This window comes from Natronosalvus amylolyticus (assembly GCF_024298845.1).
Classification (GTDB): Archaea; Halobacteriota; Halobacteria; order Halobacteriales; family Natrialbaceae; genus Natronosalvus; species Natronosalvus amylolyticus.
Genome location: NZ_CP101156.1, coordinates 526,659 through 547,552 on the forward strand (window position 1 = coordinate 526,659; position 20,894 = coordinate 547,552).

At 58.8% G+C, this 20,894-nt stretch carries 17 protein-coding genes and 3 rRNA genes; 14 read left to right on the plus strand and 6 right to left on the minus strand.

What is annotated here, in order from left to right; translation table 11 throughout:
- Positions 1 to 126: 126 nt before the first annotated feature.
- Positions 127 to 1,632, plus strand: a complete 1,506-nt coding sequence (locus NLK60_RS02535; protein ID WP_254809333.1) for a DUF790 family protein — start codon at positions 127 to 129, stop codon at positions 1,630 to 1,632.
- An 80-nt stretch (positions 1,633 to 1,712) separates the two neighbouring features.
- On the opposite strand, the gene NLK60_RS02540 is transcribed toward NLK60_RS02535, so the two are convergent.
- Positions 1,713 to 2,855 carry an aminopeptidase P family protein gene (locus tag NLK60_RS02540; RefSeq protein WP_254809334.1) on the minus strand — a complete coding sequence of 381 codons (1,143 nt, stop codon included), beginning with the start codon at positions 2,853 to 2,855 and terminating at the stop codon, positions 1,713 to 1,715.
- Between the two features lie 120 nt (positions 2,856 to 2,975).
- Here NLK60_RS02540 and NLK60_RS02545 point away from each other — a divergent pair, with 120 nt between their 5' ends.
- The 10 genes from NLK60_RS02545 (at position 2,976) to NLK60_RS02590 (ending at position 12,742) form a co-directional block, all read left to right on the plus strand.
- On the plus strand, positions 2,976 to 3,512 hold the full coding sequence (locus NLK60_RS02545; RefSeq protein ID WP_311136938.1) for a DoxX family protein: 537 nt from the start codon (positions 2,976 to 2,978) through the stop codon (positions 3,510 to 3,512).
- A gap of 99 nt (positions 3,513 to 3,611) precedes the next feature.
- Positions 3,612 to 5,279 carry an alpha,alpha-trehalose-phosphate synthase (UDP-forming) gene (locus NLK60_RS02550; RefSeq protein WP_254809335.1) on the plus strand — a complete coding sequence of 556 codons (1,668 nt, stop codon included), beginning with the start codon at positions 3,612 to 3,614 and terminating at the stop codon, positions 5,277 to 5,279.
- Between the two features lie 215 nt (positions 5,280 to 5,494).
- Positions 5,495 to 5,872: a winged helix-turn-helix transcriptional regulator gene (locus NLK60_RS02555; RefSeq protein ID WP_254809336.1), complete on the plus strand. Its 378-nt coding sequence runs from the start codon at positions 5,495 to 5,497 to the stop codon at positions 5,870 to 5,872.
- 440 nt (positions 5,873 to 6,312) lie between these two features.
- Positions 6,313 to 9,228, plus strand: a 23S ribosomal RNA gene (locus NLK60_RS02560).
- A gap of 141 nt (positions 9,229 to 9,369) precedes the next feature.
- Positions 9,370 to 9,491, plus strand: a 5S ribosomal RNA gene (gene rrf / locus NLK60_RS02565).
- 83 nt (positions 9,492 to 9,574) lie between these two features.
- Positions 9,575 to 9,696: ribosomal RNA gene (gene rrf, locus NLK60_RS02570) — 5S ribosomal RNA — on the plus strand.
- A gap of 479 nt (positions 9,697 to 10,175) precedes the next feature.
- On the plus strand, positions 10,176 to 10,367 hold the full coding sequence (locus NLK60_RS02575) for a DUF5786 family protein (protein ID WP_254809337.1): 192 nt from the start codon (positions 10,176 to 10,178) through the stop codon (positions 10,365 to 10,367).
- A gap of 94 nt (positions 10,368 to 10,461) precedes the next feature.
- The gene (gene mch / locus NLK60_RS02580; RefSeq protein WP_254809338.1) at positions 10,462 to 11,409 is read left to right on the plus strand and encodes a methenyltetrahydromethanopterin cyclohydrolase; all 948 of its coding nucleotides are present in this window, start codon (positions 10,462 to 10,464) and stop codon (positions 11,407 to 11,409) included.
- Positions 11,410 to 11,413: 4 nt separating this feature from the next.
- A complete protein-coding gene (locus NLK60_RS02585; RefSeq protein ID WP_254809339.1) occupies positions 11,414 to 11,938 on the plus strand; it encodes a double winged helix-containing putative transcriptional regulator in 525 nt (174 codons plus the stop codon).
- Positions 11,939 to 12,043: 105 nt separating this feature from the next.
- Positions 12,044 to 12,742, plus strand: coding sequence for an HAD family hydrolase (locus NLK60_RS02590; protein ID WP_254809340.1), 699 nt, complete (start codon positions 12,044 to 12,046; stop codon positions 12,740 to 12,742).
- A 16-nt stretch (positions 12,743 to 12,758) separates the two neighbouring features.
- Here the strand turns inward: NLK60_RS02590 and NLK60_RS02595 are convergent, their stop codons facing one another.
- Both NLK60_RS02595 and NLK60_RS02600 read right to left on the minus strand, forming a co-directional pair.
- Positions 12,759 to 14,360, minus strand: coding sequence for a GTPBP1 family GTP-binding protein (locus NLK60_RS02595; RefSeq protein ID WP_254809341.1), 1,602 nt, complete (start codon positions 14,358 to 14,360; stop codon positions 12,759 to 12,761).
- Positions 14,361 to 14,444: 84 nt separating this feature from the next.
- Positions 14,445 to 15,008 (minus strand): J domain-containing protein, encoded by a 564-nt coding sequence (locus NLK60_RS02600; protein WP_254809342.1) that lies wholly within the window; start codon positions 15,006 to 15,008, stop codon positions 14,445 to 14,447.
- A gap of 151 nt (positions 15,009 to 15,159) precedes the next feature.
- Here NLK60_RS02600 and NLK60_RS02605 point away from each other — a divergent pair, with 151 nt between their 5' ends.
- Both NLK60_RS02605 and NLK60_RS02610 read left to right on the plus strand, forming a co-directional pair.
- Positions 15,160 to 15,336 carry a zinc finger HIT domain-containing protein gene (locus tag NLK60_RS02605; RefSeq protein ID WP_254809343.1) on the plus strand — a complete coding sequence of 59 codons (177 nt, stop codon included), beginning with the start codon at positions 15,160 to 15,162 and terminating at the stop codon, positions 15,334 to 15,336.
- Positions 15,333 to 15,623, plus strand: coding sequence for a hypothetical protein (locus NLK60_RS02610; RefSeq protein ID WP_254809344.1), 291 nt, complete (start codon positions 15,333 to 15,335; stop codon positions 15,621 to 15,623). The genes NLK60_RS02605 and NLK60_RS02610 overlap by 4 nt, the downstream gene beginning before the upstream one ends.
- 25 nt (positions 15,624 to 15,648) lie before the next feature.
- Here the strand turns inward: NLK60_RS02610 and pyrF are convergent, their stop codons facing one another.
- From pyrF to NLK60_RS02625, 3 genes are all read right to left on the minus strand, one after another.
- Positions 15,649 to 16,449 carry an orotidine-5'-phosphate decarboxylase gene (pyrF, locus tag NLK60_RS02615; RefSeq protein ID WP_254809345.1) on the minus strand — a complete coding sequence of 267 codons (801 nt, stop codon included), beginning with the start codon at positions 16,447 to 16,449 and terminating at the stop codon, positions 15,649 to 15,651.
- A gap of 111 nt (positions 16,450 to 16,560) precedes the next feature.
- A complete protein-coding gene (locus NLK60_RS02620; protein WP_254809346.1) occupies positions 16,561 to 18,612 on the minus strand; it encodes a right-handed parallel beta-helix repeat-containing protein in 2,052 nt (683 codons plus the stop codon).
- Between the two features lie 421 nt (positions 18,613 to 19,033).
- Entirely contained in the window at positions 19,034 to 20,038 is a 1,005-nt protein-coding gene (locus tag NLK60_RS02625) for a hypothetical protein (RefSeq protein WP_254809347.1), read from the minus strand.
- A 234-nt stretch (positions 20,039 to 20,272) separates the two neighbouring features.
- On the opposite strand from NLK60_RS02625, the gene NLK60_RS02630 reads away from it, so the two are divergent.
- Positions 20,273 to 20,878 (plus strand): hypothetical protein, encoded by a 606-nt coding sequence (locus tag NLK60_RS02630; protein WP_254809348.1) that lies wholly within the window; start codon positions 20,273 to 20,275, stop codon positions 20,876 to 20,878.
- Positions 20,879 to 20,894 lie beyond the last annotated feature (16 nt).

Here is a 20,894-nt window from a genome sequence, read left to right on the forward strand (position 1 = left end):
ATCGTCGGATGAAACGTTTGGGGTTTGGAACGCCCGATGAGCGGTGTCTTCGGGCCGATCAACTGCTGCTTTTGTTCGCATGCTCGAGCGTACTGCTTTTGTCAACTGCGTACAGACTGTCGATGAATGCTGCGCAAGGACCTGCTTCGGGTTTCACGAGCCGGTGGCGGTTACCAGCCACAGTTTGCCGGTCGGGAACACCGACCGCTCGCTGCTCGCGTTATCGGGACGTTTCAGGGCCATCTGGGTGAAACCCGAGGCGACCTCGAGGCCGCACTGGCTGATCTCGAGGCGGAGGCAGCCGATTTCAAACTCGTTCGCGGGTTCGCCGCCTTGCTCGAGCGCGAAGCGTCGTTCGAGACCGACGCTCCCGTCGATCCTGAACGGGTTCGCACCGTCGTGTTCGAGGCGGCGGAAACGATCGGCGTCGTCACCGAAGGCGAGCGACGCGAAGCGCTCGAATCAGCCGGAGACAGCCTCGATATGGCATCCGAGGTGGTCGATTCGAGCCTGTTCGCCGACCTCGAACACCGACAGGTCCTTTCCGATATCGACGTGCCCTGGACGCCCGACGAACTGCTCGCCCAGTACAACCTGTCGCTGGCACAGACGGCCCTGTTCGACGCCACGAGCGTCCGGATTCGCTCGTCGAACCCGAAAGCGCTTATCTCAGCGACCAAACGGCTCCGACTCCTGTACGAAATCGAGCGGACGGACGAGGGTCGTGTCGTCGTCGTAACGGGACCAACCGCGCTCTTTCAGGCTACTCGTCGGTATGGAACCCGTTTTGCCCGACTCCTTCGAACCGTCGTGGGGGCTCCGGAGTGGTCACTCGAGGCAGCAATTGACGATCGCGGGACTGAACGAGTCCTTCGACTCTCGCAGGCGGATCCACTTCGAGCCCCTGACGCGGAACCTGTAACCGACGTGACGTACGATAGCGACGTCGAAGCGGACTTCGCGGCCCGGTTCGAGGCACTGGATCTCGACTGGGGCCTGCAACGGGAGCCGGAGCCGCTGGCAACCGGTACGCGGGTGATGATCCCCGATTTTGCCTTCGACTACCGACACGCCGACTTTCGGGTCTACTTCGAGATCATGGGGTTCTGGACGCCCGAGTACGTCGAAAAGAAACTCGACCAGCTCGAGCACCTCGAGGATGTCGAGATGGTCGTCGCCGTGGACGAATCGCTCGCTGCCGAGGCCGATATCGAGGCGCGCGACCACCGGGCAATCCCCTACCGCGACCGCGTCCGTGTGAAAGACGTCGTCGATGTCCTTCGATCCTACGAACGCGAATTGATCGATGAAAGTGCTGCCACACTCCCGGATTGCCTGCGTCCGGAAGCCAACGTCTGCACCCTCGAAGCCATTGCCGCAGAACACGGCGTGAGTGAAGCGGCACTCGAGGCCGTGACCTTCCCCGAACACGAACGTCTCGGTCGAACGCTCGTTCGCCCTGCCGTCCTCGAGGCTCTCGAAGCCGACCTCGAAGAAGGGCTGACGCTCGAGACTGTCGAATCGCGGCTCGAAGTGCACGGACTCGAGGAGACGAGTGCCGTCCTCTCGAAACTCGGTTACCGCATCGAGTGGGAGGGGCTGGGTGGGGGCGTACTACGACGGCCCACGTGAATCGTTCACACGGTTTACTGTCGTCTCTTACCCGTGAATGCCGTACGATAAATCCCGGTAAAAAGTCACAGGGGACCGTATCAGGGACGCCAGCCCATCGGCGACTCGTTCAGCCGTTCGACGCCATCGTCGGTGACGAGCACCAGATCCTCGAGTCGAACGCCAAACTCGCCCTCGAGGTAAATTCCCGGCTCGACGCTGAACACCATTCCTGTCTCGAGCGTCGTCTCGTTTCCGTCGACGATGTACGGTGGTTCGTGGACCTCGAGGCCGACGCCGTGGCCGGTCCGATGAACGAACGCGTCGCCGTAGCCTGCTTGCTCGATGATATCACGGGCAACCCGGTCGACGGCTTCAGCAGTCACCCCCGGTTGCGCGTGTTCGACGGCTGCCTGTTGGGCTTCTCGGACCGTCTCATGAACGACCTCGTACTCGGCTGGTGGCTCTCCATCGAACACAATTGTGCGCGTCTGATCGCCTGGATACCGAGCACTCCCGACCTCGAGATCGGCCGGAACGAACGCGCCGAAGTCCAACACGACCGGTTCGCCGGCCTCGATTTGTTTCTCTCCAGGATGGTGGTGGGGTCTGGCACCGTTTGCCCCTGCGGCGACGATCGAATCGAACGACGGCTCGATGCCACCTTCGTCCCTCAGTAGCCGGTCGATTTCAGCCGCGAGTTCGGCTTCGCTCATCCCGACGATTTCGTCACCGCGCTCGCGCAACCGCATCGAAACCCGGTCGGCCAACTCGCCAGCCCTCCGGAGAGCGTCTCGTTCCACCGAATCTTTCGTGATTCGCAGGGGCCCGACGACAGAACTCGCCAACCCATAGGTCGCGTCGGGGCGTATCCGTCGAACGTCCTGGGCAAAGACCGTCCACATACGGTCGTCTAGCAAGATTGTACTGTCATCGGCCCTTTCCGTGATATCAAACTCCGCGAGGACCGCATCGAGGATGTCAACGGGGTCGTCGCCGTCTCCCCAGCAGCGAAAGTCACCGATCGGGGCTTCCTCGAGTTCGGCTTCGTACATCGTCGGGGCGACCATTTGCGGTGTCCCATCGGCTGGCACGACGTACAGGAAGTGACGTTCGGATGGCGATTCCTCGATCCCAGCGAGGTACGTCAGATTCGGACCCGGTGTGAGTATGACGACTGCAGCATCGGCCGCCTCGAGTCGTTGCTGGCAGGCCACAATTCGGTCGATAAACGGGTACTCCATAAACGGACATTCGGACGGCACACCTTCAACGTGCCTGCCTGCGTTCGATCCTGCAAATTGTCTGGGGCGATCGGGCGGTCGACTCGAGGTTTTTAGTTACAGACGGTGAAAAACGACGAAATGACACCACCTCCTGACGTCGCTGACGGTGACAAACCGCCTGCAGACAGGCTCGAGTCGGCTCGAACGTGGCTCGAGTCGGCCGATCGGACGATTATCACGTACATGGACCGGCTCGCTGTTCCCGTGTTGCGTATCGCGCTGGGTGTCGTGTTCATCTGGTTCGGTGGCCTGAAAGTCATCGGTGGGAGTCCGGCAGCCGACCTCGTGGCTGCGACGGTATACGTCGTCCCGCCGGAGCTGTTCGTGCCAGTTCTGGGTATCTGGGAGGTCATCATCGGCATCTGTCTGCTTTACCGGCCGTTGATCAGGCTCGGCATATTGCTGTTGTTTCTCCAGATGCCGGGAACGTTCCTCCCAATCGTGTTGTTGCCATCGGTAGTCTTCCACACGTTTCCGTACGGGCTAACAGTTGAAGGCCAGTACATCGTCAAAAACCTCGTCATCATTGGGGCGGCCCTCGTCGTTGGCTCGACCGTCCGCAAGGAGGACAAACGGGTGACTGAGGACGTACGTCAGTCAGATGCGAAAACGTAGCCACGATCGAAGCACTCGGAATCAGGTGACGTCGTTATCAGGGGCCTGTATGTGCAGGGCGCGCACGAACACGTGCGGGAGGTGAGGGGACAGCCACTGATGGGATCGAACGAGCGGCACGCAGCGCTGGGGCGGGCATGGCGATCGGTGAATACTCGGATATTCGAACAATCGAGCGCGACGCTACGGGCAGACGGTGGGGAAACCGACGTCGTACCGGACACGCTGATCGTCGCGTCGAATCGACAACCATACCGCCACCGGTTGGCGGATGACACGACGTCGCAGCCGAAAATTGCGTCTCTGGAGGACGGTAACGGGTCCACGCTGTCAATCAGCGTCGATGAACCGACTGGCGGACTCACTGCCGGCCTCGATCCAGTGTTGCGATCGGTCGGTGGCACCTGGATTGCTTGGGGTGACGGAAATGCCGATCGAGTCGTCACTGACGAAGATGACTGTGTCGCGGTACCACCGGATGCCGACGATCAGTACACGCTTCGTCGGCTCTGGCTGTCCGAGGAAGCTGTCGATGGATATTACGCCGGCCTGAGTAATCGCGTCCTCTGGCCGTTGTGTCACGATCGGCCGGATCTCGTGTCGTTTCGACCGACTGACCTGGCCTGGTATCGTCGCGTCAACCGGAAGTTCGCGGCGGCTATTCGTACCCACGCAACACCGAACGCCGGTGTCTGGATCCACGACTACCACCTTAGCCTGGTTCCGTCGTATCTGGTCGACGAACTCCCACCGGGAACCACTCTCGGCTTCTTCTGGCACATCCCGTGGCCGACACCCGACGTGTTCGAGTCCTGTCCGTTCGGCCGCGAACTGCTCGTCGGGTTGCTCGGTGCCGACGTACTCGGTTTCCATCTCGAGTCGTATGCAACCCGGTTTCTCGAGTGTGTCGACCGATTCGTTCGGTCAGCCGAAACCGACCGGAGCGAGCGGGCGATTCGATACGACGGCACTGCCACGAAACTCGTTGCGTCACCGATGGGTGTCGACACCGCGAGCTACGAGCGGCGCGCTCGAGCAGGTGACAGGGGGCGCTGGGAATCGTTGTGTGAGCAATATGGTATCGACCCCACCTGCGATATTGGCATCGGTGTCGATCGGCTCGATTATACCAAAGGAATTCCCGAACGACTCGAGGCGCTCGAGCAGTTCTTCGAGAATCATCCGGACTGGCGCGGCTCGTTTACGTTCGTCCAGAAGGCAACGCCGAGCAGAACTGGCATTCCCGCCTACGATCGACTGGGTGACCGCGTTCGTCGGCGAGTCGAGCGACTGCAAGCCCGGTTCGGCACCGACACCTGGCAACCGGTCGTTTACACCGAGGATATCCTGCCGGTTGCGGACCTCGTTGCGCTGTACCGACGTGCCGACCTGGCAATCGTCAGTTCACTCTGTGACGGGATGAACCTGGTCGCCCAGGAATACGTTGCGTCGTCGGTCGATAACGACGGCGTGTTATTACTCGGTACCGATGTCGGCGCCGCCGAGGTGCTCGGCGCTCACGCGCTGTTGGTTGATCCGACCGACACCGCACAGTTTGCTGATCAGATCTGTGACGCACTGACTATATCGAATACCGAAGTTCAATCGCGTATGCGTGCGATGCGCCAGGTGGTGACTGCCCACCGCCTCGAGGCGTGGATGGGTGAGCAGTTAGAATATCTCGCACAGAATCCGCTCGAGTCGGGTCACCGCCCGGAAAACCACTCATCTGACAGGTGGCACATACCAGACAGCATCGACCAGTGACTCCTGAACCCTCCTGTATATTATGAGTCTGTTCGACAGAGATCCATTAGAACTGTGTTGGATTGTTGACAATCCTCCCGGAGCAGCCCCTTTGTTCCGTCACTATTTTACGGTCCGGCTTGGTACACGAGAGAAGAGATGGTGGCCAAACCAACGAACACAATTTCCTCCAGCATATTTCGGCCACCGTCCGGCCTAACTGAGCGTGAGTATTTGTGAAACTGCGACAACCCACTGACTTCCTTATTCTCGAGGCCCTCGAGGATACCGGACGAAACGTAGCAACTAACCTGGCACCGCATACGGGAAAAAGCCGGAAGAATATCAACACCAGATTGCCCGTACTCGAAGACTACGGACTCGTGAAGAAGATCGGCCCGGCAGAACGATCCGGACTGTACGAAATTACTCGGCTCGGTCGCACAGCCCTTATTTACGCCGACCAGTACGACGATGTCGATGATTTCGAGGCCCTGATCCGCGGTCCGAAAACCGATGGAATGGGTGCTCAAGAGGCTGGTACAGTTGTCCGTGGCCAACACGATGCTGACGACGACGCCGACGACGACATCTCGAATGGTCGTTCCGAGTAACGTCGTTTCTCATACGTTTTCATCACCTCGTCGTTATCCATGATGCCAGATGGGTTCGCGTGCTTTTATACCGCCGCAACCGGCGGATAGTCGCCGAAAGCGGGCGAAGAGACCGTTGTAACTCGCTCGAGTGTGTCGTGATTGGTGGCGCCACGTTCCCTCTAATTTTCACTTCTTTGAAAATTCATGATAACGGGGGTCATGCGTGTGTGTCCCGGGGGCGATTCGAATCCGTGCCCTTAAGTGTGTGACCGGAAAAGGATCTAATCCACAAGAAAAACCGATGCACCTCCCCGCGTAAGCGAGGTAGGGAAGGGTGAATGCATGCCAGCCGTCTACTGGCGTGCAGATGACACCGTATGTACGTGTAGTCCAGGCGTCCACTGGACCCGTTCCCGGGTCACATCGCTGCTCATTACGAGCAGCACCCAAGATCCGAAAGAACGTGGCTACTGTGCCAGCTGGTGGATCGCTCGGCTCGAGAGCTGAAGAAGGACGTGCCAAGCTGCGATAAGCCCAAGGGACCCGCACGGAGGGGAAGAACTTGGGATCTCCGAATAGGAATCCTCTTTGCAATTGCTTTGCGCAATAGGGAACGTCGAGAATTGAAACATCTTAGTATCGACAGGAAAAGAAAGCAACGCGATGTCGTTAGTAACCGCGAGTGAACCCGACACAGTCCAAACCGAAGCCTTAGGGCAATGTGGTGTTCGGACTGACTCTCATCGGACGAACTTTGACGAGAAATCTCTTGGAATAGAGTACGAAACAGGGTGACAGTCCCGTACCGTCGATCAGTACTCCGTGCGTCAGCTCCAGAGTAGCGGGGGTTGGATATCCCTCGTGAATATCGCGGGCATTGACCGCGAAGACTAAACACTCCTCGAGACCGATAGCGAATTAGTAGCGTGAGCGAACGCTGAAAAGCACCCCAAAAAGGGAGGTGCAATAGGGCGTGAAATCAGTTGGCGATAGAACGACGGGGCATGAAAGGTCCCACTCTCAATGAATCAGGTGCAAACCTGTAGTAAGCGGAGTGGGAAGCCGATGTTCCGTCGTACGTTTTGAAAAACGAACCAGAGAGTGTGCCTGTCTGACGAGTCTAACCGGAGTATCCGGGTAGGCATAGGGAAACCGATATGACCGCAGCCTTCGGGTGAGGGTCACCGTGTTCAAGCGCGGGGAGTCAGGCGGGGACGACCCGAAACCGGATGATCTAGGCGTGAGCAGGGTGAAGCGTGCCGAAAGGCACGTGGAGGCCCGTTAGAGTTGGTGTCCTACAATACCCTCTCGTGACTTACGTCTAGGGGTGAAAGGCCCATCGAATTCGGAAACAGCTGGTTCCAACCGAAACATGTCGAAGCATGACCTCCGCTGAGGTAGTTCGTGGGGTAGAGCGACGGATTGGGGGACCGGACTCCGAGAGGAGTTCGCCCCCCTGTCCAACTCCGAACCTACGAACGCCGTCGACGCGGGGAGTCCGGTGCGCGGGGTAAGCCTGTGTACCGTGAGGGAGACAACCCAGAGCTGGGTTAAGGTCCCCAAGTATGGACTAAGTGCGATTGAAGGTGGTCGCAAGCCCTAGACAGCCGGGAGGTGAGCTTAGAAGCAGCTACCCTCTAAGAAAAGCGTAACAGCTTACCGGCCGAGGTTTGCGGCGCCGAAAATGATCGGGGCTCAAGTTCATCACCGAGACCTAGCGGCGCAATTCACATTGCGATCCTGTAGGTTGGCGTCCTGTTCGGGTGGAAGCACGGGAGAGATCTCGTGTGGACCGTGCAGGAACGAAAATTCTGGTCATAGTAGCAGCGTTAGTCGGGTTAGACCCCCGACGGCCGAACGAGTAAGGGTTCCTCAGCAATGCTAATCAGCTGAGGGTTAGCCGGTCCTAAGTCAGCCCGTAAGTCGAAGCTGACAAAAGGGAAATAGGTTAATATTCCTATGCCGGTGTGCAGTAAAAGTCGACGCTTTGGGGCCACCTCAGCCGGGCTTTCGCCCGGTCGAACTGTCGAAGTTCGTGGAAGCCGTAATGGCAGGAAGCGAATGAATGTCAGGATAGCGAAAGTGAGGTCAACCTGGAGCCCGTGAAAAGACGAGCACACTGTCCGTACCGAGATCCGACACAGGTACTCATGGCGGCGAAAGCCAAGGTCTGTCGGGAGCAACCGACGTTAGGGAATTCGGCAAGTTCGTCCCGTACGTTCGCAATAAGGGATGCCTGCCACGGAAAGTGGCAGGTCGCAGTGACTCGGGCGCTCCGACTGTCTAGTAACAACATAGGTGACTGCAAATCCGCAAGGACTCGTACAGTCACTGAATCCTGCCCAGTGCGGGTATCTGAACACTCAGTACAATGAGACGAAGGACCCGTTAACGGCGGGGGTAACTATGACCCTCTTAAGGTAGCGTAGTACCTTGCCGCTTTAGTAGCGGCTTGCATGAATGGATTAACGAGAGCGCCACTGTCCCAACGTTGGGCCCGGTGAACTGTACATTCCAGTGCGGAGTCTGGAGACCCCCAAGGGGAAGCGAAGACCCTATAGAGCTTTACTGCAGGCTGTCGCTGAGACGTGGTCGTCATTGTGCAGCATAGGTAGGAGCCGTTACACAGGTACCCGCGCTAGCGGGCCACCGAGGCAGCATTGAAATACTACCCGATGATGACTGCGACTCTCACTCCGGGAGGAGGACACCGGTAGCCGGGCAGTTTGACTGGGGCGGTACGCGCTTGAAAAGATATCGAGCGCGCCCCAAGGTTTCCTCACTCGGGTCGGAGACCCGAGAAAGAGCGCAAGAGCATACGGAAGCCTGACAGTGTCGAGCACAACAATCGACGCTGACGCGAAAGCGTGGTCTAGCGAACCAATTAGCCTGCCCAATGCGGGCAATTGCTGACAGAAAAGCTACCTTAGGGATAACAGAGTCGTCACCCGCAAGAGCACATATCGACCGGGTGGCTTGCTACCTCGATGTCGGTTCCCTCCATCCTGCCCGTGCAGAAGCGGGCAAGGGTGAGGTTGTTCGCCTATTAAAGGAGGTCGTGAGCTGGGTTTAGACCGTCGTGAGACAGGTCGGCTGCTATCTATTGGGGGTGTCATGGAATTTGACGAGAACGTTCGTATAGTACGAGAGGAACTACGAATGGGTGCCACTGGTGTACCGGTTGTTCGAGAGAGCACGTGCCGGGCAGCTACGCACCACGGGGTAAGAGCTGAACGCATCTAAGCTCGAAACCCACTTGAAAAAGAAATTCCACCGAGGTCACTCGTAGAAGACGAGTTCGATAGACTCGGGGTGTACGCACCGAGGCAACGAGGTGTTGAGCCCGCGAGCACTAACAGACCGAGCCACACATTCATTTCACATGGATCTGCACTGGACCCGCGAACGGGTCCAGGCGTTAACTGGACTACACGGACATGCGGTTTACCGATTACAGGTTGACTCACACGGCTTCAGGGTCGTGTGAGAGACGGTTCGAGTCCGTCTATCGGCATTACGGCGGCCAGAGCGGCGGGGTTCCTCCCGTACCCATCCCGAACACGGAAGATAAGCCCGTCTGCGTATTGGTGAGTACTGGAGTGGGAGACCCTCTGGGAAATCTGATTCGCCGCCGACCACTCATAACACATTTCCATTCGAGGTACCGACCTCGAGTGACCGGCAGTGGTCTGACGGCGGTTCGATTCCGTCGGCCGGCATTACAGCGGCCAGAGCGGCGGGGTTCCTCCCGTACCCATCCCGAACACGGAAGATAAGCCCGCCTGCGTATCGGCCAGTACTGGCGTGGGAGACCCGCTGGGAACACCGATTCGCCGCTACTATTCATACTGATTATCCTCACAGAGCTGTGGGGATTTTTGCATTTTACTCGAGGCAGATGAAGAGGGCATGCAATCGTAGTCGCCCACTTGACCGCGAATCGACACGCGTGGTGACGGTCGGATGACACACTTTTCAGGCAATGATACGGTCGATGGAGACTCGTACCAATACTCACGATACCTGGTGACCGATCACGAGAAAAATACTAGCCAGTGAAACGGTGTACAACCCGACCGCGATCCAGTCTTGGGATGGGGTGTACACTGCCTTTCACTGGCTACTGTCGGTACAGCCGATCCGAAGACTGGCTGGTTCAATGGAATCACATGGTAGGACACTTCGATCAGGCGCTCGACTCGAGGTGAGTGTGCCGTCCCGTTCGGTATCGAGAACAGTATTCGGACCGGGACTGTCAAACAAAATGCCAGGAAGCGGCGGCCATCGCCGGATTCAAGTGGGTAAGTACTCGATACTGAGTATGGGTTTTGGAAGCTACGATGAATCCGAACAGCGACACCAGAATCGGGATGAGGACGACGGAGAGGAGAAAGCGGTGAACGTTCACGAAAACGCCCACGAGGGGGAGATGACGGTCGAAACTGGTGCGTCGACGGACGATTTGCTGGGGCAACTGCAGGACATCAAAGAGTCGAAAGCTGCTGAGGAATAAGGACAGAAACAATTCTGTGATGACTGTCTTTTTCCAGGGTGTCATCGATCCCTATTAGATAAACTGTTTGAAGGGGGAGGCTGTAACCCGTGGCATGGAGAGTCTCAACCGAATGGCGATCGAACTGGTCGACGAGGCCCTCGAGTTCGCCGAGGAGCTGAATGTGGGGGCGTACGAACTCGAGAACGAGGCGACGGTACTCGATTTCGGCCTCGAGTTCGATGGTGGAATCGAAGCGGGACTACTGTGTACGGAGATTCAAACCGCAGGATTGGCGACACCGGGGCGTGATCTCGGAGAACTGGGTGGTGCGCCCATACCGTATATCGAACTGTCGACGGACCAGCCAGGGCTGGCATATCTGGGTTCACAAAAGGCTGGCTGGGAACTGCAGACCGATGATTTCGAAGGACTTGGAAGCGGCCCGGCTCGAGCGCTGGTGGCCGAGGAACAGGAGTTCCGACAGCTTCAGTACACAGATGCGTTCGACCTGACGGCACTGACACTCGAGACGACCCAGATGCCGACGGCGGCCGCAGCCGAGGCGGTTGCCTCGCGGGCAGAAATCGAGTCGAGCGGTGTCTTTTTACTCGCGTATCCGACGGCGAGCGTCGTCGGCAGCGTGACAAACGCGGCTCGAGTCGGTGAACTGGTGACGTTCAACCTCTCCGAACTGGGCTACGATCCGCTCGATATCGTTTCCGTGACGGGCCGAGCGCCGGTTCCGCCGGTTGCCGACGACGAGGAGACGGCAATTGGCCGGACGAACGATGCGATTGCATACGGCGGGACGGCACATCTGGTCGTCCGGGAGCCGTTCGACGGCTTCGAGCAACTGCTTTCGACGGCAGGAGACGAATATGGGAGGCCGTTCGTCGAAATCTTCGACGACCGGGACTGGTCGTTCGAGGAGACTGCGGCCGACCTCTTCGGGCCGGCAAAAGTCACCGTTGACGTACTCGGCGGTGGCACCTACGTGTACGGTGAAACACGCGAGGATATCCTCGTCGAATCGTTCGGACTCGATGAAAATCCTGCTTGAGCCTATGCAGTTCAAACTGGTTCCCGAAGCACCTGAATCGGTCGACTACCTCGAGACGGTGCAGGCTGCCGTCCCGTTAGTTCCGGGGACGGAGGACGACTGCTGTGCCCGGATCATGCGCCAGACGGAGATTTCACCGCGTGATGAGGCTCGAACGTGGCTGACCTTCCTGCGAGCGCTCGAGTTGGCAACGGAGGGGCCGACGGGATTCCATCGCGTCCGTGGGCGACCAGCACCGAGCAATCCGGCGGAGCGTTCGCGTCTGCGCGAATCGTTTGTGAGCCGAGTATACGGCGTCGAACGGATTCTCGAACTCCTCGAGGCGGCCAATGAACCGTTGTCGGCTGACGCGGTTTTCGATCGATTTCGCGAATCGATACCGCAGTACGAACAGCACAAACATCGAAATCGACTACGTGAGATCTGGGGTGAACGGGTCGCACGAATCCTCGACTGGGCTGTGTTGTTCGATCTGGCTGTAGTGGAGTCTGCCGGATACACCGTCGCTGACTCGAGGCCGAACCAGTAGCAGTGGCGGCGTGGGGTCAGGTTCTGCCCGAGGGCCGAGGCCGTACGCGAACTGGTATCACTTGCGTTCGAACGGCTTTTACACTATCTCCCCGCATTCGAGAGTATGTCACATCCGCCTGAAGCGATTCTTTTCGATCTCGACGATACGATCTGCCGATATCGGCGGTCCGCAGAGACGGTCCTCGAGTGTGCGTTCGAACGCGTTGGCGTCGATCCCGTCTTCGACCCCGCTGCGTATCCCGAACGGTACGGAGACTATCTCGCCTCGAGTTCGAGTATCGGTGATCTCCATCGGCAGTGTTTCGGCGATCTCGCTGTGGAGGCGGGTGTAGATCGAGAAGTTGGAATCGCCGTCGCCGAGGCGTTCAACGAAGAACGGGATCAGCGAGCGGTCGACCCACTGGCTGGCGTCCCGGACGTGTTCGATACCCTCGAGGCGTCGTATCGACTTGGTCTGATCACGAACGGTGACCCGGCGATGCAAGCAGAGAAGTTGGCTGCGCTGGGATTGACTGAGACCTTCGAACCGGTGGTCTGTGCGGGATACGAGACTGCCCCGAAGCCGGACCCGGAACCGTTCGAGGTTGCACTCGAGGCCCTCGATATCACGCCGGAGAAGGCGCTCTACGTCGGCAATTCGCTCACGAGTGACGTGGCCGGAGCCAAAGCTGCAGGTGTCCCGTCAGTGTGGGTCCCCGTTGATGGTCGGGGCGGAGAGACGACGAGGGTATCCGGGCCTGAACCAACCTTTAGGGTGTCCTCGTTGGCAGCACTCGAGTCAGTGCCGGTGCTTTCGATGTAACTCGGGAAGGGGATGATCAATTGGCTGGATAGACGTCGGTTACCGTTCCGACACCTTTACTCCGCCCTTCTCTGAAGACGAACTTCTGGCCGGGTTCGACCAGATACGGCCTGAATTTGAAGCGGACGCGTGCGATGCCGCTGTCACCGGGGAGGAGGCGGCCGTTCTCAGGGGAAAACGCGGCTGCTTCGCCGATCGTCTCGAGGTGGACGACGGGTTCGTAGCCGTCACCGATCCTGGTTGGATGGTTGAGGACCATGACTTCGGCGTCGAACTCCCGAACCGGCACGGGGTCTGCGTCGGCTGGGAGTAATACCATGCCGCGTTCGATCTCGGGTTCTTTGACGCCTTTCAGGGCGATACCGACGATTCGACCGGCCTGGGCCTGGTCCACGCGGTGGTAGTGCATTTCGATGGATCGCACTTCGACCTCGCGGAAGGTTCCGTCAGGCATGGGTCCCAACAGGAGTTTGTCACCGGCTTCGACCGATCCGCGCATGACCGTTCCCGAGGCAACGGCGCCGACGCCAGTAACGGCGTAACTCCGGTCGATGTACATGCGGAATTCGCCTTCGTCACGGGTCGTTTTGGGGAGGCGCTCGAACAGTTCGTCGAGTACGTCAAGCCCGTCCATCGTGATTGCGCTGGTTTCAGCGATGGGAACGACGGTATCGCCGATTTCATCGACGGCGGCGTCGACGCCGTGGCGGGCGATTCGCAACGGCGACTTTCCGACCTCTCGAAGGAGTCGCTCGATCTCGAGAACGACCGATTCGATCTGTTCCTCGCTGGCGATATCCGTTTTCGTGAGAACGACCATCGTTGGAAGGTCGGTCGCGAGCAAGACACCGAGGTGTTCGCGGGTGGTTCGGGTCGGCCCGTCGTCGGCGGCGACGACGAGCAAGCCGTAATCGAGTTTCTGCCCGACGAGACCGCGAATAGTCGTCCGCAACCAGGGTTCGTGGCCAACCGTGTCGACGAAGGAAACCAGTCGGTCGGCCTCCTCGACGATCTGTGCCCGGTCGTCTTTTCGGTTGGGATTTCTGACGTGTACGGGGCCGTCGTCGTCGAACCCGTAGACGGCATACGAAAGATCCGCGGAGAGACCACGTTCGACTTCGTGTGGCTGGACATCGAGGAACGCTCGAGTGGCCCCATCCCCGTCGTCCGGTCTGCCGGTTACGAGCGAGCCAACCAGCGTGCTCTTGCCGTGGTCGACGTGGCCGGCTGTCCCGATGACGATGTGTTTGTCGTCCGTCTCGAGGACGGCGCCTTCGCGTATCTGAGCGATACCGACGAGACCGTCTTTGACACCCCAGGTCTGTACGTCTTCGATGTGGCAGTCGGCTTCTTCGGCGAGCAACGAGAGAACGTCCATGGACTCCGAAAAGGTATCGGGGTCGATTCCAGCGAGGCCGCCATCGTCGGTCACACCAACGACGTAGGTCGCCTCGCCGTCGCCCGACAGTACGCGGTGTCGAAGCTGTGCGGCGAGACTCTCGCGTCGACCCCCCTCGAGGTGAATCGACTGCAGGAGACGTTCTTTGAACTCGACGTTTCCACCGTCCTGTTCGCCACGTTCCAGGGCTCGCTCGAGGAGAGCCCGGTCACGGCTCATAGACGCTGGTAGCGACTCACACGGCAAAAGCTTTCGCGTCGAATGTCACAAAATAGCACAGTCGGCGAGGGGAGCTACCACTCATTACTTCGCTCGCAGTCGTTCGTAGGCGGCCGTCACTCGCTTGAACTCGTCTTCGTCGCCCCCACGGTCCGGATGGGTGTCTTTGACGCGCTCGCGGTAGGCCTGTTTTATCGACGATTGATCGGCTGTCGGATCGACACCCAGCACCGTTCGTGCTTCCGCTCGAGTGGGGCCGTCCGACGTCGAGGGCGCTCTATCACGGGAGTCGTAGCGGTCGTGTGCCCCGAATCCTACTCGGCCCTGTGAGCCAAAACGCGCTTCACGTTCGCCACGGGTTCGCGGGCCACGACGCTGGCGTGGACCGGCCCCAAACCCGCCACGTTGACCGGTCGCGCGCTGTTGGCGGCGCCGCTGGTCAGCCGCTTGCCGGCGCTCCTCTCGACGGTGCAGTCGCTCGAGTAGTTTGCCGCTGCCGTGATAGTACATGAAGTAGGCGGTCACTCCGAGCGGAACCGCCACGAAAAACGCGACGGGTGAACCGGAGACGACGGCTCCAATGGCGAGCAGTGCCGTCATGGCTGCAAACGAGGCGGCCATGAGCAAGACGACTGGAGACTGACGCACAGGGATTATAGTGGCTCGAGGCTCCTAAAGGGTACGGCGATGGGTGCGATTGCCGGCTTCGACATCGGAGTTCCCGAAGAGCACTGGGGACGTTTCGGCATTCCTGTCGATTCCCCACCTGATTGATACACCTAGAGTCCGTACGTCGGGTATGAGCATCACCGGCCTCTGTCAGATCTGTGAATCGCGACCGGCCGAATACCAGTGCTCGAACTGCGGGACGCTGGCCTGTACGGCCCACTTCGACCAGTCTCACGGGCTGTGTACGACCTGTGTGAAAACTGCGAAGCCCGATAGCAACACTGACGTGGACATTCATCGGCTATGACCTCGATACGTGATCTCGTCAGTGGCTCGCTCGGTGTGGGTGAACAGTTCTGTCTCGAGGTTGAACTCGAGCCAACGGCGGACGCACAGGCACGAGGTAATAGACGATTACTCGCCGCCCATCCGTATCCAGCGACTCCAGTGCCGATTGCCGTGACGGAAAACCTCGATGCACTCGAGGAGATTCCCCCGGCGGGACCGATCGAAGTGGAAGTCGTTGGACCGGTCGTTGACGGTGCAGTCGTTGGCCGTGTCGCTTCGGATCACTGCCAGGAGCCTGAAGCCTGAAGGCGGTTCGTCGTTTGGGAGGGGACTAATGTCGATGCTCGTTGAGCCGGTCTTGCAGCCGTTTGGCCGCCTGTCCAGACACCTTTGCGAAGTCTTCACCGGCATTTTCGCCGGCGAAGATGATTCCGCGAGAGGAGTTGATTAACCCAACGCCACCCGCGAGTCCGTATTCGACGGCCGCCTCTGCATCTCCGCCCTGGGCTCCAACGCCGGGGACGAGAAACGGCAGCTCGGGTACCTGTTCGCGGAGTTCCTCGAGTTCTTCGGGCTTCGTTGCCCCCACTACGAGGCCGACGTTGTCGTTTTCGTTCCAGAGGTCGGCAAGCGCGGCAACGCGTTCGTAAAGTGGTTCGCCGGTTTCGAGTTCGAGGTCCTGTAGATCAGCGCCGCCGGGGTTGGAGGTGCGACAGAGGACGAACACTCCGGCCTCTTCGTTCGCCAGGAACGGCTGGAGTGAGTCACGGCCCATGTAGGGGTTGACGGTTATCGCGTCGACTCGCTCGAGGATTTCGGCGTATTTTCGGGTCGTATTGCCGATATCGGCGCGCTTTGCGTCGAGCAAGACAGGGACACCTTTTCCGTGTGCGTAGGCGATGGTCTCTTCGAGGGCGGCCCACCCGTCGGGATCCTCGTAGAAGGCGGCGTTCGGTTTGAACACGGCGGCGTGTTCGTGGGTGGCGTCGATGATACGGCGGTTGAACGCCCAGCGCGGGAGGTCGTAGTCGAGTAGGTGATCGGGAATCCGAGACAGATCTGGGTCGAGGCCGACGCTCACGACGCTATCGACGGTGACGATCCGGTCGTGCAACCGGTCGAAGAAGTTCATGCACTCGAGTGCTCGCCGGATCGGTGAAAACGTTGCTATTTTTCGCCCTCGTGGTATTTCTCCTCTCGCTTTTACACTCGTTCGTCGCACGTTACCGCCGGTGAGGACGCGTTACTGCTCTCGAGCGTTGTAGATCACGTCGACTGCGGCGTCGCCTAACAGCTTGAAATCCTCGAGATCGCCGGCAAACCAGTAGGCGTCGAGCCAGTTGCCGACCGCGCCGCGAACGGTTCTGCCATCGATGATGTCTTCCTCGTTGATCGAGGCGTTCCGGTAGTCGGATTTGACGACTGCGCCGCTCGCCCGGAACGAGTATACCGCCGGTCCGGACGCGTTCGTTCCGTCGATGACGATGGCGTGTGGGAGGAGTTCGTGGTCGCCTGCGTCTTCGATCTCGAGCGGTTCGCCATCGAGTGTCACGTTCGCTTCACCGTCGGTGAAGGAAACGTCAGTTAGCGCGCCCGAAAACCGGAATCGCTGGGTGCTGTCCGTCACGGAACTCTGAGCTGTGGTGCCAGAGACCATCGTGACGTTCTCGGCCGGATCGTCCCCGTCGTAGACGAGGTCGCCGTCGACCGTGATCTCGAAACTCGCGGGTTCACCCGTTCCCTCGATCTCGAGGACGTGTGGATGGTCCGCTCCGTAGTCGGCTGGGTCGATCACGTCGCCGTTTACCGACATCGTCGCCGGTCCGTCGACCGTTACCTGCTCGAGTGAACCGGAAAACCGGAACGCATCGCGCCAGTTCGCGACGGTGCCCTGGACGTGTCCGTCCTCGATTTCGAGGCCGTCGTCGATCGTCGCACCCTGGGCGTTCGAGCTTTCGACGTGTCCATCGACGACGAACTCGTACCGGCTGACATCTGCATCTGCGCCTTCGACCAGGAGCAAGTTCTCGAGGACGTCGTCGATATCGTCAGGGTCGATTTCGACGCCGTTGACGCGGACGGCCGCGCCGCCATCGACCGTTAGCGTCTCGATTTCGCCGTCGAATCGGAACGCGTCGAGATAGTTGGCGACGACGCCTTCCGCGTAGTTTCCGTCGACGGTTGCTTCGGCGTCGATAGTCGCGTTTTCGTCTGTGCTGGGTTCGATATCGCCTGTCGTCGTGAACGCGTACTCAGTGGTGTCGGTGTCTGATTCACGCCCGTCGACCACGATAACGTTTGATAGCCTCGTGGTTTCGGGTTCCGCCGACGCGTCGTTCGAATTTCCCGAGGCGGCCTCCACAGCTGACGTCGGACAACCGTCAGGAACGACGTTACGTGGTGACGTCCCGTTGCCACCGGCCATATTGATCGACCCGCCCGGACGTCTGAATCCGCCATTGAAGCCGGTGTCGTACTGGGTGTTGGTCATTCGAACGGCGGAAGACCTCCCGTTTGCACCGACGACGACGGAGTAGTGACGGCCACCCATCGCAAGGTGACAGTTGTCGACGTGGACGGTTCCGGGTGCCCACGCCCAGACGCCACGTCCGTTTTTGTATCTGCTCGTATTGACCGCCGTACAGTTCGTAATTGAGCCTTCGCCCAGACGGTAATGAGATACCCACGAGTCTCGCGAGTAGCAGTTACTAATATCGACGGTCCCACCGCTGCCGTTGTGCATCGGCGCCGAACAATAAAACGAGTTGTCACCCATCTCCTGTATATTCACGCGGTCGATGTTGATGTGACCGGTATGCTGTGGGGCAACCCAGATGCCAACACCCATTCGGTGGCCGTGGACTGCCCCGTCACCGAGATAGACGTTCTCCATCGTCGATGTATTTCCACGGCGGTCGGAGAGGCCAAAGACGGCGTCGTGTTGCCCGACGCGACCCTGGATACCCACATTTCGGATCGTCCAGTTGGTCCCGTGTGCGGCGATCACAACCTTGGCCTCGTCAGCGGTACAATCGATCAACAGGTTCTCGAGCGTCTCGTTCGAGCCGACGCGAATCACGCGTCGTTCACCTGCGCCGACGGTAATCTCGTCATACCCGGACGCACTGGCGCGACCGGCAGCGGCCGTTGTGACCGCACCGGTCAGCGCGCTCGCGGAGGCGAGCTTGAGGTACCCCCGTCGGTTGAGTAATCCGCTATTACCGTCGATTTCAGTCGTTTCAGGTCGATTACCGCTCGTATCACTATCATCCGATACCGAAACGTCGCGTGCCATGCAATCAGGTAATTTGAGGATACCGGCATAAATCTTTCTTTAAACTAATGAATTAAATTTACAGACACTCGATATAGTCGGAACGACAGGCAATAACAATATCTCTATACATTCATACAGATATGACCATTAGGGCATGGAAATAGGGGCGGTAACAGTGTATTACCGCAAAAGCCCGCTCGAGCCTGGTCACCTTCTCATCAACGAGGTCACAATGTGAGGGGAAAGCAAGCGCTATCAGGAAGGTTTTGATAATAAATTGCAAATGATACGCGGACCCAGAGAGTCCGGAGAGCTGGTGGAGGTCCGTGCGTCCAGTGGGATGTTGTCAGCGGAGACCGGTCACCGAGGGTTCAAGTGGAGGGTGTCGTCAGCGGAGGCCGTGTTGCGTCGTTCGCGAGTTGCCGAGTGGGTGGTGGATTCAGAACCCGAACCAGGTAAACGATGGACCAGTGTCCGCACTTGAGGTACCTTCGTCCCCACTGGCAGCTGCTTCAGGAGTCTCTGGGACGCCGTCAGGAATCTCCGGCTCCGGATTCGTGCCGACGCTGTCATCGATTTCGATGCTCGAGCCAAATTTCTCGTTGAGACCGCCGTGGAAGTCCGAGCTGTAATCCGTCTCGGTCACCGTCAGGGAGGTCCCGTTTCCGTTCGCACCCACGTCGATCGCGTAGTTATGCCCGTTCATATCGAGTTGGCAGTTATCGATTTCGCAGGTGCCGGGCGACCAGACCCAGATACCGCGGCCACCGTATCCGTCGCGGTCGACGTGGACGCTCGAGTTCGTGACAGCGCTCCCGGCCGAACCGATTCGGAAGTTCGAGACGTAGTTGTTCGCGGCGTAGCACTCGTCGATGTGTACGGTACCGCCACCGTTTCCACCGGGCGCAGAAGCGTAGATTCCGTTATCTGGGAAGTTCTGCACGTTCACGTGGCGGAAATCGATGTGTCCGTTGTGCTCAGGGCTGACCCAGAACGCCGTCTCACCCGTTGCCTGTGAGCCGTGTACGGCACCGTCGGCGATGTAGACGTTTTCGATCGTACTTTCACCGCCGTCGAGATCAGAAATACCGAACGCTGCATCCGGTGCACCGACATCGAACTCACCTTTGATACCGACGTTTCGGATCGTCCAGTCGGTAGCGTGAGCCGCGATCGTCACGCGCGCACCGGCTGCCGTACAGTCGAATAAGACGTTCTCGAGGGTTTCGCCGTCCTCGAGGGACACTAACCGATCCTCACCGCTGTCGAGGGTGATGGTCTCGTAGTCGCCGTCGTCACCAGCAGCCGTGCCAACTGCACCGAGGGCCAGGCCGGTTGCCGCAGCGAGCGAACCCGCAGCGCGAAGGTACGAACGGCGGGATAATCGCTCGTTACGAGCAGTAATCTGTGGTTCGACATCGGTAGTGCGAGAATTCTGCGCCATGCATTTGCGTAACCTGGGCTTTCGCACATAAACCTTTCCGTATCAAAGGCAATGATTTTACAGAAAATCATTAGAAACATACGCTGTATTCACAAAATAATAGCATTATTGTACAGCAATCATTACTTTCGTCGAACCCAGGGTGTCGGCGAAATAAGCATGGGTTACGGAGCGGTGTGGCCGTTTGAAGTGATGTATGGATAGGTTTATGATACTAACTTTCAAATATCTGCTATGAAACGGCGAACGCTTCTTGCTGCGACCGGTCTCTCGACGGTCACTATCAGTGGTTGTTTGAGTAGTGATGATGACGCTAGCGACGAGTCAACCGGTGACGATGGCGCGCTATTCGGCGATGATGCTTCTGACGACGCCACCAGTGATGACGAGGATTCGGGGGATGCCGGTGACTCGGAAAACGGCGACGAAGGGTACCGTCTCGAGGGCTTCGAAGATTGTAGTGCGCCCGACACGGACGATCTCGAGGCTTTGCTGCCAACCGAAGCGGACGTCGATGGCCTCTCGAACGCTGGAAGTGGAAGTGGAACGGATGTCGGCGTCGAACGGGTGAGCAGAACGTTCAGGGAGGGTGGCTCGACGGACGTGAACACAGTCGTTGGACGCGTAGAAGAACCGCCGTTTCAACAAAATCAGCTCTCGCGAAATATACTCTACGCCGATTCGTCCCACGCGGAGAAACTCGCCTACGTCATCGTCGGGGAGTACCTTTTCATTACCGGTGGGTTCGACGAAAATCACGCCATCGAGATGTTGACTGCGTTTCCGTCCATCGACCAGGCGTGTGCTGCAAATGCCGAACTCGTCGATTCGGACTCGTGAACCGCTCCGGTTTGCT